General features: G+C 68.4%; 11 protein-coding genes. 5 read left to right on the plus strand and 6 right to left on the minus strand.

From position 1 onward, the window contains the following. Positions 1-254: 254 nt before the first annotated feature. Entirely contained in the window at positions 255-1,052 is a 798-nt protein-coding gene (locus tag IB227_RS08280; protein WP_192286944.1) for a DUF2884 family protein, read from the plus strand. Between the two features lie 76 nt (positions 1,053-1,128). Here the strand turns inward: IB227_RS08280 and IB227_RS08285 are convergent, their stop codons facing one another. The 3 genes from IB227_RS08285 to IB227_RS08295 all read right to left on the minus strand — a co-directional run bounded on the left by IB227_RS08285 (position 1,129) and on the right by IB227_RS08295 (position 4,514). Then, the gene (locus IB227_RS08285; RefSeq protein WP_192286945.1) at positions 1,129-2,625 is read right to left on the minus strand and encodes a VWA domain-containing protein; all 1,497 of its coding nucleotides are present in this window, start codon (positions 2,623-2,625) and stop codon (positions 1,129-1,131) included. A 118-nt stretch (positions 2,626-2,743) separates the two neighbouring features. Further along, positions 2,744-3,838 carry a cell division protein ZapE gene (zapE, locus tag IB227_RS08290; protein ID WP_192286946.1) on the minus strand — a complete coding sequence of 365 codons (1,095 nt, stop codon included), beginning with the start codon at positions 3,836-3,838 and terminating at the stop codon, positions 2,744-2,746. 4 nt (positions 3,839-3,842) lie between these two features. Beyond that, complete coding sequence (locus tag IB227_RS08295; protein WP_132863620.1) at positions 3,843-4,514, minus strand: alpha/beta family hydrolase; 672 nt, start codon at positions 4,512-4,514, stop codon at positions 3,843-3,845. 63 nt (positions 4,515-4,577) lie between these two features. Between IB227_RS08295 and IB227_RS08300 the strand changes: the two genes are divergently transcribed. Next, complete coding sequence (locus tag IB227_RS08300; RefSeq protein ID WP_192286947.1) at positions 4,578-5,438, plus strand: EamA family transporter; 861 nt, start codon at positions 4,578-4,580, stop codon at positions 5,436-5,438. A gap of 139 nt (positions 5,439-5,577) precedes the next feature. Here the strand turns inward: IB227_RS08300 and IB227_RS08305 are convergent, their stop codons facing one another. The 3 genes from IB227_RS08305 to IB227_RS08315 all read right to left on the minus strand — a co-directional run bounded on the left by IB227_RS08305 (position 5,578) and on the right by IB227_RS08315 (position 8,678). Next, complete coding sequence (locus IB227_RS08305) at positions 5,578-7,308, minus strand: ExeM/NucH family extracellular endonuclease (RefSeq protein WP_192286948.1); 1,731 nt, start codon at positions 7,306-7,308, stop codon at positions 5,578-5,580. A 109-nt stretch (positions 7,309-7,417) separates the two neighbouring features. Then, positions 7,418-7,936 carry a c-type cytochrome gene (locus IB227_RS08310; protein ID WP_132863625.1) on the minus strand — a complete coding sequence of 173 codons (519 nt, stop codon included), beginning with the start codon at positions 7,934-7,936 and terminating at the stop codon, positions 7,418-7,420. 124 nt (positions 7,937-8,060) lie between these two features. Further along, on the minus strand, positions 8,061-8,678 hold the full coding sequence (locus IB227_RS08315; protein WP_192286949.1) for a TetR/AcrR family transcriptional regulator: 618 nt from the start codon (positions 8,676-8,678) through the stop codon (positions 8,061-8,063). A gap of 145 nt (positions 8,679-8,823) precedes the next feature. Between IB227_RS08315 and IB227_RS08320 the strand changes: the two genes are divergently transcribed. The 3 genes from IB227_RS08320 (at position 8,824) to IB227_RS08330 (ending at position 13,789) form a co-directional block, all read left to right on the plus strand. After that, positions 8,824-9,987, plus strand: a complete 1,164-nt coding sequence (locus tag IB227_RS08320; protein ID WP_192286950.1) for an isovaleryl-CoA dehydrogenase — start codon at positions 8,824-8,826, stop codon at positions 9,985-9,987. A 201-nt stretch (positions 9,988-10,188) separates the two neighbouring features. Continuing rightward, the gene (locus IB227_RS08325) at positions 10,189-11,799 is read left to right on the plus strand and encodes a carboxyl transferase domain-containing protein (RefSeq protein ID WP_192286951.1); all 1,611 of its coding nucleotides are present in this window, start codon (positions 10,189-10,191) and stop codon (positions 11,797-11,799) included. 19 nt (positions 11,800-11,818) lie between these two features. Next, a complete protein-coding gene (locus IB227_RS08330) occupies positions 11,819-13,789 on the plus strand; it encodes an acetyl/propionyl/methylcrotonyl-CoA carboxylase subunit alpha (protein WP_192286952.1) in 1,971 nt (656 codons plus the stop codon). Positions 13,790-13,831 lie beyond the last annotated feature (42 nt).

A 13,831-nucleotide genomic window follows, 5' to 3' on the forward strand; every position in this document is an offset into this window, starting at 1 on the left:
ACAGGGTCAACACGAAATGTTGTGAAATTTCGCCAAGCCTTGTGGCACAAGGGCTGCGCCGCAACTGTCCGGATAATCACGATCCGAACTGTCTGAATCGACTGCGCAGTCAAGGGGTTTGACGGATTTCTTTGTGCGGAAATCGGTTGTTCCGATGGCGTGAAAATCACGTCCCGCCGTCAGGCGTGACTTTCGACCGGGGCCAACCTGCCGCCAAGTCGCGAAGCTGGCGCCATCCCAAGGACGACATCGCCATGCGCACCGCTGCCCTCGCCACCCTGCTGCTCCTGCTCCCCGTCGCCGGCCACGCCGCCACGGTGAACGCCCCCTCTCTCTCTGCCGACCAATGCGGCGTGGAAACCGACTACGACGTGCTGGTCGATGGCGGCGGCATCTGGCTGCGACGCGACACGCAGGCGCTGCGCGAGATCGTCTTCCATGACGGCGAGCTGAGCATCGATGGCCGGATGCAGCCGGTCTCGGCGGCCGATGCCCAGCGCCTGCGGGCGCTGGAAAACGGCGTGCGCCAGTTGATGCCAGCGGTCACCGGGATCGCCACCGAGTCGGTGGGCATCACCTTCGATGCGCTGGACGCGGTGTACGAGACGCTGACCGGCGACGCCAACTCGCGCAAGGTACGCAAGCTGCGGCGCGAGGCCGAGGACTTCGTGGCCCATACCATCGGCCGCGGGCGCTGGGAACAGGACGCCTTCGACGAGGGCTTCGAGCAACGCGTGGAAGCCGCCGCCGAGTCGTTGGCCGGCTCGATGGCGCGCAGCGTGTTGTGGACGGTGTTCACCGGCGGCTCGGACCGCCTGGACAAGCGCGCCGACAAGCTCGATGCGGAAATGGAACAACGCCTGGAAGCGCGCACGCAGGTGCTGGAACGGCATGCGCAGTCGCTCTGCAACCAGGTACTGGCGCTGGACCGGCTGCAATCGGCGCTGGAGTTCCGCTACAACGGCCAGCCGCTGCAGATGATGCGCGTCACCGGCGATGCCACCGCCGCCGTGCACGAGCGGGAAACCGGCAACAGCATCCCGCTGCCGTAAGCGCGACCGTGGTGCCTGCCATTGGCTTGGCAGCCGAAGCCGCGCCCATCGCAGCGCGGCGACGCCTTCCTCCGGATCAGCCCTTGGGCAACCGCGCCAGCTCCTCGCGGACCAGGCGCACCACCAGCTGGTCCAGCGTGTCGACCGAATAGTTGCTCACGTCGTGCGTGGTCTGGGTGCCGGCACCGCTGGCCGGGTCGGCGGCGTCCTTGTAGGTCAGGAAGATGAAACGCCCGCCGGTGTACTGCGCGATCTGGCGTTGCACGATCTCGCCGGTGGTGTCCTGGCCGGACGCGGCCACGCTGAACACCTTGATGCCCTTGCCCAGCGCCGCCAACGCGGTCTGGTCATAGCGCGGGGGCGCGTAGTCCATGTGCGGCGGCGCATCGGCCAAGGACACCAGCACGCGGGTGGTCGACGGGCCGCGCCAGCTCAACGACTGCACCGCGTGGTTGAACGCCTCGTTCATGGCCTCGGGATAGTCGCCGCCGCCATTGGCCTGCACGCCGTCGAGCACCTGCTGGAACGCGCCGACATTGCCGGTCAGGTCCCAGCCGCGCACGAAGTACTCATCACCGCGATCGCGGTAGGTCACCAGCCCCAGGCAGATGTCCGGGTTGGACGGCAACCGGCTGATGTCGCGCACGATGCCCTGCAGCGAGCCGCGCAGCTTGTCGATCTCATCGCCCATCGAACCGGTGGCATCGACCATGAACACCAGGTCCAGCCGCGCACGAGCCGGCGGCGCGGCGTCAGGCATCACCACCTGCAGCGCGTTCTTCTGCCCACGCTGCAGGGTCGCCTCCACGCTCCGGCCGCCACGGCGCACCTGCACCTGGTAGCGTGGCGTATCGCGGTCATCGAAGGCATTGGGGTGCACCCACACCTGGCCACCGGCATCGGTACGCGCCCACATCCGCGCGCCATTGGCGGCAACGACCGACACCTCCGCATCCGGCACCGGGCGGCCCCGGGTATCCACCACCTGCAGGCGCTGGCGCACGCGGATGTCGCGGCCCAGTTGCGCGGACTCGCCATGACGCTGCAGGAACTGCTGGAACGCCCCGAAGTCGGCGTTGTCGTCGACCACGCCGGCCGTCACCGGCACCTGCGACTGCTGGCGCACCGCGACCTCACTGGCGCGACCGGCCGGCGCCATCGCCTTTGCCGATGTCCGGTAAGCCGCATCGGCCGCCGGGGCCGGGCGCGGCACCGGCGCCGGCGGAGCCGGCGGCGACGGCGGCATGACCGCCTCGGACACCATCGCCGCTTCGCTCTCGGCGATGGCGTGGCGGCTGCGGCGGGCGTGCTGGACCTGGCCACGATCGGGGTCGGGCACTTCGCTCAGTACCGGGGTGTCGCTGCAGGTGCTGCCTGCCGGCGGCTGGAAGTTGGCGCGTGTTTCGCGCACGCGCTGCACGCCCGGTGCCTGCAGGTCGCCTTCCACCACGGACGACGGTGGCCCGGCGGTGCGCACGGTGGCCAGCACCGGCAAGCCGACCAGCAGGGTGACGGCCGCGGCCAGGGCCGCGGTACGGGCCGGGGACCGCTTCGATGCGTGGGTGTGCTTCATGGCGCTGGCTCCTGTGCCGATGTGGCGTGCGTATACAGGAACGGCCGGGGATGCGGAACGGGGTTAAGCGGTGGTGCGCCGTAGCGCCGAGCGTGGCCCGGCACTCCCGGCGGTGCCCTCAATGACGGTGCGGGGTACCGAGGTACTCGGCGCTCTGCATCTCGATCAGGCGGCTGGCGGTGCGCTCGAAGGCGCCGGCCAGGCGGGTGCCCGAATACAACAGCGGCGGCGGATCCTGCGCGGTGCAGACCAGGTTGACCTGGCGGTCGTACAACTCGTCGATCAGGTTGACGAAACGACGCGCCGCGTCTTCGTTCATCCGGTCGAAATGCGGGATGCCGCCGAGCAGCACGGTGTTGAACTCGCGCGCGATCTCGATGTAGTCCGACGGGCCACGCGGCCCCTCGCACAACGCCGGGAAATCGAACCAGACGATGCTCTTGCCGCGCCCGCGCACCGGGATCTTGCGGCCTTCGATGGCGATGTTGCCGCTGCGCGGATCATCACTGCCGCTCAGCTCCTTCCAGCGCCCGAGCAGCCAGGCATCGCTGTCCGCCTCCAACGGCGCGCGGTAGACCGGCGAGCGGGTCAGCGCACGCATGCGGTAGTCCTCGGTGCCTTCGGCGTACAGCTCCACGCAGTACTTCTGCAGCAGCGCGATCGCCGGCAGGAAGCCCTCGCGCTGCAGGCCGTTGAGGTACAGGTTCTCCACCGCGGTGTTGGAGGTGGTCACCAGCGTCACGCCCTCGGCGAACAAGCGCTCCAGCAGGCGCGCCAGCAACATCGCATCGCCGATGTCGGTGACGAAGAACTCGTCCAGCACCAGCACGCGCAGGTTGTTGCGCCACTCCTGGGCGATCTTGGCCAATGGGTCGCTCTGGCCCTGGTGCTCGCGCAGGCGCTCGTGGATGCCACGCATGAAGCGGTGGAAGTGGGTGCGGTACTTCTGCTCGATCGGCAGGCCGTCGTAGAACAGGTCGACCAGGAAGGTCTTGCCGCGGCCCACGCCACCCCAGAAGTACAGGCCCTTGACCGGCTCGGGCTTCTTCCAGAAGGCGGACAGGCGGTCCAGCCAGCCGTCCTGCGCCGAATCCACCAGCGCCTCGTGGATGCGGTCCAGCTCGGCCAGCGCCGCATGCTGGGCCGGGTCATCGCGCCAGTCGCCACGGGCCACGCCGGCGGCGTAGCGTTGTGAGGGGGTCAGTGCGTCCATGCGGTCAGCTGCTGCTGTCGGGCAGCCAGCGCCGCACTTCATGCTGGATCGCGCCACGCAGGTCGATCAGCTTGCGATGGAAGAAATGCGAGGTGTCGGGCATGCGCACCAGCTGCGGCGGGTTGTCCAGCGACGCCAGCCACTGGTAGACCGCCTGCGCGTCGACCACTTCGTCGGCCTCGCCCTGCACCACCAGCCAGTTCGACGGCGGCTGCACCTGACTGAAATCCCAGGTCCTGCGGCCCACCGGCGGGGCGATCGAGATCAGGGCCTGCGGCTGCAGCGCGCCGGCCGCACGCAACGACACGTAGGCGCCAAAACTGAAACCGGCCAGCCACAGCGTCGCATCCGGCCGCTGGCTGCGCACCCAGTGCGCCACCGCGCGCAGGTCATCGCCTTCGCCTTCGCCATTGTCGTAGACGCCGGCCGATGCGCCGACGCTGCGGAAGTTGAAACGCACGGTGGTGATGCCCAGGTCGCGCAGCGCGCGCGAGACCATGGTGACCACCTTGTTGTGCATGCTGCCGCCTTCGATCGAGAGCGGGTGGCAGATGACGGCGATGACCGGCCGCGGCGCGGCGTCGCCATCGGGCAGGTCGACGGCGACCTCCAGCGGCCCGGCCGGGCCTTCCAGGGTCAGCGTCGCCGATTCGTGGGGGAATGGGGGCGTTTGCATGCCGCCATAATACCGGCCCCGACCGGCGGCATCACCGCCGTGGTCTTCACGGTAGCCGAAACAATGCATTTCCTGTTCCTGAGCGTGGCCTGCAGCGTGCTGGTGTCGGTGTTGCTGAAACTGGTGCCACGCCACGGCATCGACATCGCCCAGGCCGTGACCTGGAATTACCTGGCCGCCAGCGTGTTGTCGCTGCTGGTGCTCAAGCCTTCCCTGCAATCGCTGCAGGGCGGGCACACGCCATGGCTGGCCCTGCTGGGCCTGGCGGTGGCGCTGCCCGGCATTTTCCTGGTGCTGGCGCGGGCGGTGCGGCAGGCCGGCATCGTGCGCAGCGACGTGGCGCAGCGGCTGTCGTTGCTGCTGTCATTGACCGCGGCGTTCGTATGGTTCGGCGAACAGGCCAACGGCTGGAAGCTGGCCGGGCTGGCGCTGGGGCTGCTGGCCATCGTCGGGGTGAGCGCACGCAACGGCGATGCGACGACGCCGACCGGTTCGAGCTGGGGCTGGCTGCTGGGCGTGTGGGCCGGCTTCGCGCTGGTGGACATCCTGCTCAAGCAGGTCGCCGCCGCCGGCACCCCGTCGACATCGGCGTTGCTGGTGAGCTTCGGCATCGCCTTCGTGCTGATGCTGGCCTGGCAGCTGCAACGCCACTTCACCGGCGCCTCGCGATTGGATGCCCGCAATCTGGCCTATGGCCTGCTGCTGGGTGCGATCAACTTCGGCAACATCCTGTTCTACGTGCGTGCGCACCAGGCATTGCCGCACAGCCCGGCGACGATCTTCGCCGGGATGAACATCGGCGTGGTGTGCCTGGGCGCACTGGTGGGCGTGTGGGTGTTCGGCGAGAAGACCAGCGTGCTCAACCGCGTGGGCCTGCTGCTGGCGGTGGCGGCGATTGGCTTGATCGCGCGCGGGACGCTGTAGTGCTTCTTTCGGTGGTGAGGCTTCAACCGCAACGGCAACTGCCCCTCCCCGGCCCTCCCCTGCGCCTTCGGCGCAAGGGAGGGGGCAAAGCCTTTTCCTCCCTTTGCCTCAAGGGAGGGCGGTCTTCGCGTACGGGAACTTACGGTTCGAAGCCCAGCAGCAGCGGATCATGGTCCGAGCTGCGCCACGGGCCCGGGACGTTGCGGCCCTGGTAACCGGCCTCGTCGGCTTCATCGGCGTTGGTATGCCACTCCGCCGCGCCTTTCAGGCGCGCTGCCATGCCCGGGCTCAACAAGGCGTGGTCGAGGCGCCCGGTCAGGCCGTTGTAGACATAGCTGTAGGGCTGCTCCACGCCGGCCAGCTTGAAGGCGTCCTGCCAGCCGTCGGCAGCCAACTGGCGGATCGGGTCTTCCATCGCATAGGCATTGAAGTCGCCAAGCAACACGGCGTCCTTGCTGCCACTGCGGGTCGGGTCGGTCTGCAGCCAGCTGTTGAGCAGGCGTGCCGATTCGACGCGGGTGGCGTTCCAGCAGCCCTGCCCGTCGTTGCGGTCGGCATCGGCGCCGCTGGCTTCCGAGCAGCCCTTGGACTTGAAGTGGTTGGCCACCACCACGAACGGCGTGCCCTTGCGGCCCATGCGGAACGCCTGCGCCATCGGCACGCGGCTGCGCTCGCCGAACGGCTCGCGCTCCAGCACCGCCGGCCTGCCGACCGGGCTCACCTTCGAGCGACGGTAGATGATGCCAACGCGGATCGGGTTGTCGCCCGGCCCGTGGCCGGCATCGACGAACGCCCAGTCGCCGTCCCTGCCCTGCCCTTCGTTGATCGCGCGCACCAGCTGGTCGATCGCCGAACCGGGGCCGTAGCCGTCGTTCTCCAGTTCCATCAGCGCAGCCACGTCGGCGTTGAGGCTGCGGATGGTGGTGACCAGCTTGGCCTGCTGGGCCGCCTGCTGCTCGGGGGTCCTGGCGCCTCGCAGGGTCGGGTAGCCACCGCCCTTGCCGTCACCGTTGAAGTAGTTCTCCAGGTTGAACGCCGCGATGCGCAGGCCGCCGGCCACCGTCGGCGGCTGCTGCGGACGCTGCGCCTCGGCGACGGTCAGCGGTGCGGTCAGCTGCAGGCGGATGTCACCATCAAAACGCTGGTCGACGATGCCCTGCACGTCGGTCAGCTGCGCGCCGGTACGCAGCAGCGTGCCTTCGGCCAGGTACGGCACGCTGCGCGGATCACGCTGGCTGCTGCCATCGTCCAGGCGGATGCGACGGCGGGCGTTGTCGGCGATCACCGCCGCCTGCTCCGGGCTGCCGGCGGCGGCCACTTCGCTGGGCTGCCACAGGCGGCCACCGAAGGCCGCGGTCAGTTCACCGTAACGCGACAGGCCATCCTGGCCGGCCAGGGTCAGCGGCACGGCGATGCGGACCTGCATGCCTTCCAGGGCTTCCCAGTTGGCCGGCACGTCCTGCAGCACGGTCACCGCCGGGGCCGGACGGGCGGCGATGGCGGTGACCTTGTCGGCCTGCAGGGTGGTCAGGCGGTTGTCGCTCTTGCCGGCCGGCAGCTCCTGCACGGTACCGGTGATACGCAGCCACTGCCCGGGCTGCACCGCCTGGTCCTTGGGCAACTGCACGAACAAGCCGTCGGAAGTCCCCGCATCGCCATCGCCGGCGTCCTGCACATAGATGCCACCCAGGCCTTCGCGCAGGTCGGCGCTCACGGCGGCCTCGATGGTGACGGTCTTGCCTTCATGGGCGCTGCGCGCGCCGTTGCCCTGGACCTTGCCGATCGGCAACACCGCCGGCGGGGCGGCCAGCGCGGGACCGGCGCAGGCCAAAGCCAGTGCCAGGGCGAGAAGGGTGGGGGTACGGCGCATGGGCAACTCCGGTTGGCGGCGGCTGGCAAACAAAAAGCGCCGCCCGTCGAGGGCGGCGCCGGATATTGTGCAGCAGCCGATGTGACCGCAAGCCACCGAATCTGGCGGCTTACTTCAGGTTGTCGAGCATCCAGTCCACGGCGGCGTGGATCTGCTCCTCGCTGAGCCCGGCATTGCCGCCCTTCGGCGGCATGATGCCGCCGTCCGGGCCGGTGTAGCCCTCGATGGCGTGCTTGTAGAGGGTGTCCTTGCCCTGCGCCAGGCGGCTGTCCCAGTGCGCGTGGTCCAGCGTCGGCGCCTTGCCCACGCCGGTGGTGTGGCAGGCGGTGCACAGGTTGTCGAAGATCGTCTTGCCGTCGAGGGTGCCGCCATAGGCACCGCTGGCCGAAGCCGCCGCGGCGGCGGCCGCTGCAGCCGCGGCCTGGGCCGAGGCACCGGTCGCACCCGCATACACCGCACCGATCGGCGCGATGCGCTGTTCAACGCGCTTGGCCACGGTGGGCGAGACTTCGGCGGGGATGGAGTGCTGCAGGAAGTAAGCGAAGATGATCAGGCCAACCGTGATGACGGCCAGAATGACGATGACGATGGAAAAGCGCTTGAGAAACTCGAGGTCGTAATTCCGCACGTCTCAATACCCCAGGCGAGTAGTCGAAGGACTATGGCTGCCGGCGAGTATAGACCAGCGTTGGGCCGCGCCTGCAACGGGTTGGCGGCCTCAATGAATGCGGCAACGCACCATCCCACCGGCCTCAACGCGGCGATGCGGCACCGGCTGCACGCAGGCACAGCGCACCGATCGCATCGACCAGATGTTCGCCATCGCGCAGGCCATCGCGGCTGGGCGCGACGGGCCCGACCAGTGCCTCGGTGAAGGCACCGACGATGCAGGCCGCGCTCACGTCCAGGTCCTGCGGCGGCAACTCGCCGGCATGCACGCCGTCGGCAAGGATGCGCTTGAACACGTCACCGAACAGGCGCCGGCAACGGATGCGCTCGGCCTCCACTTCCGGATCCACCGGCTCGGCGATGAAGGCATAGGCCAGCCATGGCCCGGCCATCGCGCGCCGCACGAACGAAGCCACCGCCGCGTGCAGGCGTTGTGGCGCCGGACGCGCTTGCCCGGCAATCGCCGACAGGATCTCCAGCTCATGTTCCACCGCCGCGGTCAGCACCTCGACGAACAGCTCCGCCTTGGACGGGAAGTGGCGGTAGATCAACCCGGTGGAGACCCCGGCCTCGGCCGCCACGGCAGTGACCGGTGCATTGCGGTAGCCGCCGGCCGCGACCAGTCGCCGGGCGGCCGCCAGGATCGCCTCGCGGTTGCCGGCGAGGCGCTTTTCCATCAATTCCGAGCGTTTGTAGGCCATGGAGTGATTCTAAGTTCAATTTTTGAATTTGTATTCACTTTTTCACGAAGACCGGCTAGGCTGCGCGCAAACGCCCGTGCGGACGGCCGCAGCCGTCACCCCCACCCCGGAGCGCCCCCTCGCCTGGTTGTACTGGAGCCGCCCCATGCACGTCCCCACCCTGTCCTTCGATCTCGGCGAAGAGATCGACATGCTGCGCGAAAGCGTGGCCCAGTTCGCCGCCGCGCACATCGCCCCGTTGGCCGCGGAAGCCGACGCCACCAATCACTTCCCCAACCAGCTCTGGCGCCAGCTTGGCGAGCAGGGCCTGCTCGGCATGACCGTGGAAGAGGAGTACGGCGGCACCGGTATGGGCTACCTGGCGCATGTGGTGGCGATGGAGGAAATCTCGCGCGCCTCCGGCGGCATCGGCCTGTCCTACGGCGCGCATTCCAACCTGTGCCTGAACCAGCTGCGTAAGAACGCCAGCCAGGCACAGAAGCAGAAATACCTGCCCAGGCTGTGCAGCGGCGAACACGTCGGCGCACTGGCGATGAGCGAGCCGGGTGCCGGCTCGGACGTGGTGTCGATGAAGCTGCGCGCCGACAAGCGCGGCGACCACTACGTGCTCAACGGCAACAAGATGTGGATCACCAACGGCCCGGATGCGGACGTGCTGATCGTCTATGCCAAGACCGACATCAACGCCGGTTCACGTGGCATCACCGCCTTCATCATCGAGAAGGGCATGAAGGGCTTCTCCACCGCGCAGAAGCTGGACAAGCTGGGCATGCGTTCGTCCAACACCTGCGAGCTGGTGTTCCAGGACTGCGAAGTGCCGGTGGAGAACGTGCTGGGTGAGGTGGGCGGCGGCGTGAAAGTGCTGATGTCCGGGCTGGACTACGAGCGCGTGGTGCTGTCCGGTGGCCCCCTGGGCCTGATGGCCGCGGCGCTGGACGTGGTGCTGCCGTACGTGCACGAGCGCAAGCAGTTCGGCGAGGCGATCGGCACGTTCCAGCTGATCCAGGCCAAGCTGGCCGACATGTATGTCGGCTTCAATGCCTGCCGGGCATACGTCTATGCGGTGGCCAAGGCCTGCGACCAGGGCCGCACCACGCGCCAGGACGCCGCCGGCGCGATCCTGTACTCGGCCGAGAAGGCAACCTGGGCCGCTGGCGAGGCGATCCAGATCCTCGGCGGCAATGGCTACATCAACGAGTACCCGACCGGCCGTTTGTGGCGTGATGCCAAGTTGTACGAGATCGGCGCCGGCACGTCGGAGATCCGCCGCATGCTGATCGGGCGTGAGTTGTTCCAGAAAACCGCATGATGCCGCTTGAGCCCCTCTCACGTTCACGGGAGAGGGGTTGGGATGAGGGGAAGCTCCGAGCACGCGGACTCGACGTCCGAAGAGCCCCCTCATCCGCCCCTTCGGGGCACCTTCTCCCTTGAAAGGGAGAAGGGTTGCAACCGCCCTGCTCCCGCCTCGGCGAGCCCGGGCATGCTCCAGAACCTCCAGGATTCCGCCGCCATGACCATCCTCACCACCCAGCTGCAACCCGGCAGCGACAGCTTCGAAGCCAACCGTGCTGCCATGCAGGCGCAGGTTGACGATCTGCGCGCGACGCTGGAAGCCACCGCGCGTGGCGGCAGCGACGCGGCGCGGGCCAAGCACACCGCGCGCGGCAAGCTGCTGGTGCGCGAGCGTATCGATGCGCTGCTCGACCCCGGCAGCCCGTTCCTGGAAGTCGCGCCGCTGGCCGCACATGGCATGTACGACGACCCGGTGCCTGGCGCGGGCATGGTCGCCGGTATCGGCCGCGTGTCCGGGGTGGAGTGCCTGATCGTGGCCAACGATGCCACCGTCAAGGGCGGCACCTACTATCCGGTCACGGTGAAGAAACACCTGCGTGCGCAGGAGATCGCGCAGCAGAACCGCCTGCCCTGCATCTATCTGGTCGACTCCGGCGGCGCGTTCCTGCCGCTGCAGGACGAGGTGTTCCCGGACCGCGACCATTTCGGCCGCATCTTCTACAATCAGGCCAACCTGTCGGCGCAGGGCATCCCGCAGATCGCCTGCGTGATGGGCAGCTGCACCGCCGGCGGCGCGTATGTGCCGGCGATGAGCGACGAGACGGTCATCGTCAAGGAACAAGGCACCATCTTCCTCGGTGGCCCGCCGCTGGTGAAGGCCGCCACCGGCGAGGTGGTCAGCGCCGAGGAACTGGGCGGTGCCGATGTGCACACACGCATTTCCGGCGTCGCCGACCACATGGCCGACAACGACCTGCAGGCGCTGGCGCGGGTGCGCGCCATCATCGCCAGCCTCAATTGGCGCAAGCCCGCGCCGGGCGTTGCGCTGCAGGACGATGAAGCACCGCTGTTCGACGCGCATGAGCTGTACGGCGTTATCCCAAGCGATACGCGCAAGCCCTATGACGTGCGCGAAGTGATCATGCGCGTGGTCGATGGCTCGCGCTTCGACGAGTTCAAACCGCGCTACGGCAACACGCTGGTCACCGGGTTCGCGCACGTGCATGGCCATCCGGTCGGCATCATCGCCAACAACGGCATCCTGTTCTCGGAGTCGGCGCTGAAGGGCGCGCACTTCATCGAGCTGTGCTGCCAGCGCAACATCCCGCTGGTGTTCCTGCAGAACATCACCGGCTTCATGGTCGGCCGCAAGTACGAACACGGCGGCATCGCAAAAGACGGCGCCAAGCTGGTGATGGCCGTGGCCAACGCGCGTGTACCGAAGTACACCGTCGTGATCGGCGGCTCGTTCGGCGCCGGCAATTACGGCATGTGCGGCCGGGCGTATTCGCCGCACTTCCTGTGGATGTGGCCGAATGCACGGATCGGGGTGATGGGTGGCGAGCAGGCGGCCAGCGTGTTGGCGACGGTGAAGCGTGATGGCATCGAGGCCAAGGGCGGGCAGTGGTCGACGGACGAGGAAGATGCCTTCAAGCAGCCAATCCGTGATCAGTTCGAGCAGCAGGGCCATCCCTACTACGCCAGTGCGCGGTTGTGGGACGACGGCGTGATCGACCCCGCCGACACGCGACGCATCCTCGGCCTGGCGCTTGCCGCCAGCCTCAATGCACCCACGCAGGACACGCGTTTTGGCGTGTTCCGCATGTAACGGCGACCGGAGACCTTCCATGTTCAACAAGATCCTGATCGCCAACCGCGGTGAAATCGCCTGCCGCGTCATCAGCACCTGCCGCCGCCTGGGCATCGCCACGGTGGCGGTGTATTCCGATGCGGACCGCAATGCGCGGCATGTGCGACTGGCCGATGAGGCCATCCATATCGGCGCAGCGCCGGCGGCGGAGAGCTATCTGCGTGCCGATGCCATCCTCGATGCGGCGCGGCGCACCGGGGCGCAGGCGATCCATCCGGGTTATGGCTTCCTGTCCGAGAACGCGGGCTTTGCGCGCGCGTGTGCCGAGGCCGGCGTGGTGTTCATCGGACCGCCGGCGTCGGCCATCGATGCGATGGGCGACAAGAGCGCAGCCAAGGCGCTGATGCAGGCCGCCCGGGTGCCGTTGACGCCCGGCTATCACGGCGAGCGACAGGAACCTGCGTTCCTGCGCGAGCAGGCCGATGCGATCGGCTACCCGGTGCTGATCAAGGCCAGTGCCGGCGGCGGTGGCAAGGGCATGCGCAAAGTCGAGGCCAGTACCGATTTCGAGGCGGCGTTGGCCAGCTGCCAGCGCGAGGCGCAGGCCGCATTCGGCAATGCGCACGTGTTGGTGGAGAAGTACGTCGAACGCCCGCGCCACATCGAGATCCAGGTGTTCGGTGACAGCCACGGCGAGGTGGTGTACCTGTTCGAGCGCGACTGCTCGGTGCAGCGCCGCCACCAGAAGGTGCTGGAGGAAGCGCCGGCACCGGGCATGACCGCCGAACGGCGCGCCGCGATGGGCAAGGCCGCCACCGACGCGGCACGCGCGGTGGGCTATGTCGGCGCCGGCACGGTCGAGTTCATCGCCGGGCCCGATGGCGATTTCTATTTCATGGAAATGAATACCCGCCTGCAGGTCGAGCATCCGGTCACCGAGATGATCACCGGCACCGACCTGGTCGAATGGCAGCTGCGCGTGGCCGCCGGCCAGCCGTTGCCAACGTCACAGGATCAACTGCAGATCCACGGCCACGCCATCGAGGCGCGGCTGTATGCAGAGGACGCGGACCGTGGCTTCCTGCCGTCCACCGGCACGCTGCGCCACCTGCGGCTACCGCAGGCCAGTACCCACGTGCGCGTGGATGCCGGCGTCGAGCAGGGCGATGCGATCACCCCGTACTACGACCCGATGATCGCCAAGCTGATCGTCTGGGACGTGGACCGTGACCGTGCCCTGCAGCGCCTGCAACGCGCCCTGCTGGACTGCCAGGTAGTCGGGGTGACCACCAACGCCGCGTTCCTGCGCCGGCTGGTGATGACCGATTCATTCCGACATGCCAACCTGGACACCGCGCTGATCGAACGCGAGCGCGAGGCGCTGGACATCCGGCACAACGCTGCCACGGCCGCCGACTGGGCGCTGGCCGCGGTGCTGGTCGCCGGGGATGCCACCGACAACGGCGACGACGCCTCGCCGTGGGCGATCCGCGACGGCTGGCGATTGACCGGTGCGGCCGCACGCACGGTCACCCTGGAACACCTGCAGCAGCAACAGACGCTGCAGGTACGCCGCCAGGGCGATGGCTGGCAGGTCACCTCCGGTGATACCCGGGTGCAGCTTGGCGGCGGCGTGCAGGATGGCCGCTACGCGCTGCAGGCCGATGACCGCCTGCACCGCGGCGACAGCGTGCGCGACGGCACTGCCCTGCACGTGTTCGGCGACGACCGCCAGCTGCGCTTCAGCGTGCATGACCCGGTCGCCGACGCGGCCGACACCACCGACCACGGCGGCAGCCTGCTCGCACCGATGCCCGGCCGCGTGGTCACGCTGCTGGTCGCGCCCGGCAGCAGCGTCAGCCGCGGCACACCACTGCTGGTGATGGAAGCGATGAAGATGGAGCACACCCTGCAGGCCCCGGCCGACGGCACGGTACACGGCTTCCGCGCCAAGGCCGGCGACCAGGTGGGCGACGGCGCGGTGCTGGTGGATTTCGAGGCCAGCTGAGCCCGGCCCGGCAGGAGGACGGCAGGCAGCCGGGCCCCAGCC

The organism is Stenotrophomonas sp. STM01 (assembly GCF_014852135.1).
Lineage (GTDB): Bacteria > Pseudomonadota > Gammaproteobacteria > Xanthomonadales > Xanthomonadaceae > Stenotrophomonas > Stenotrophomonas capsici.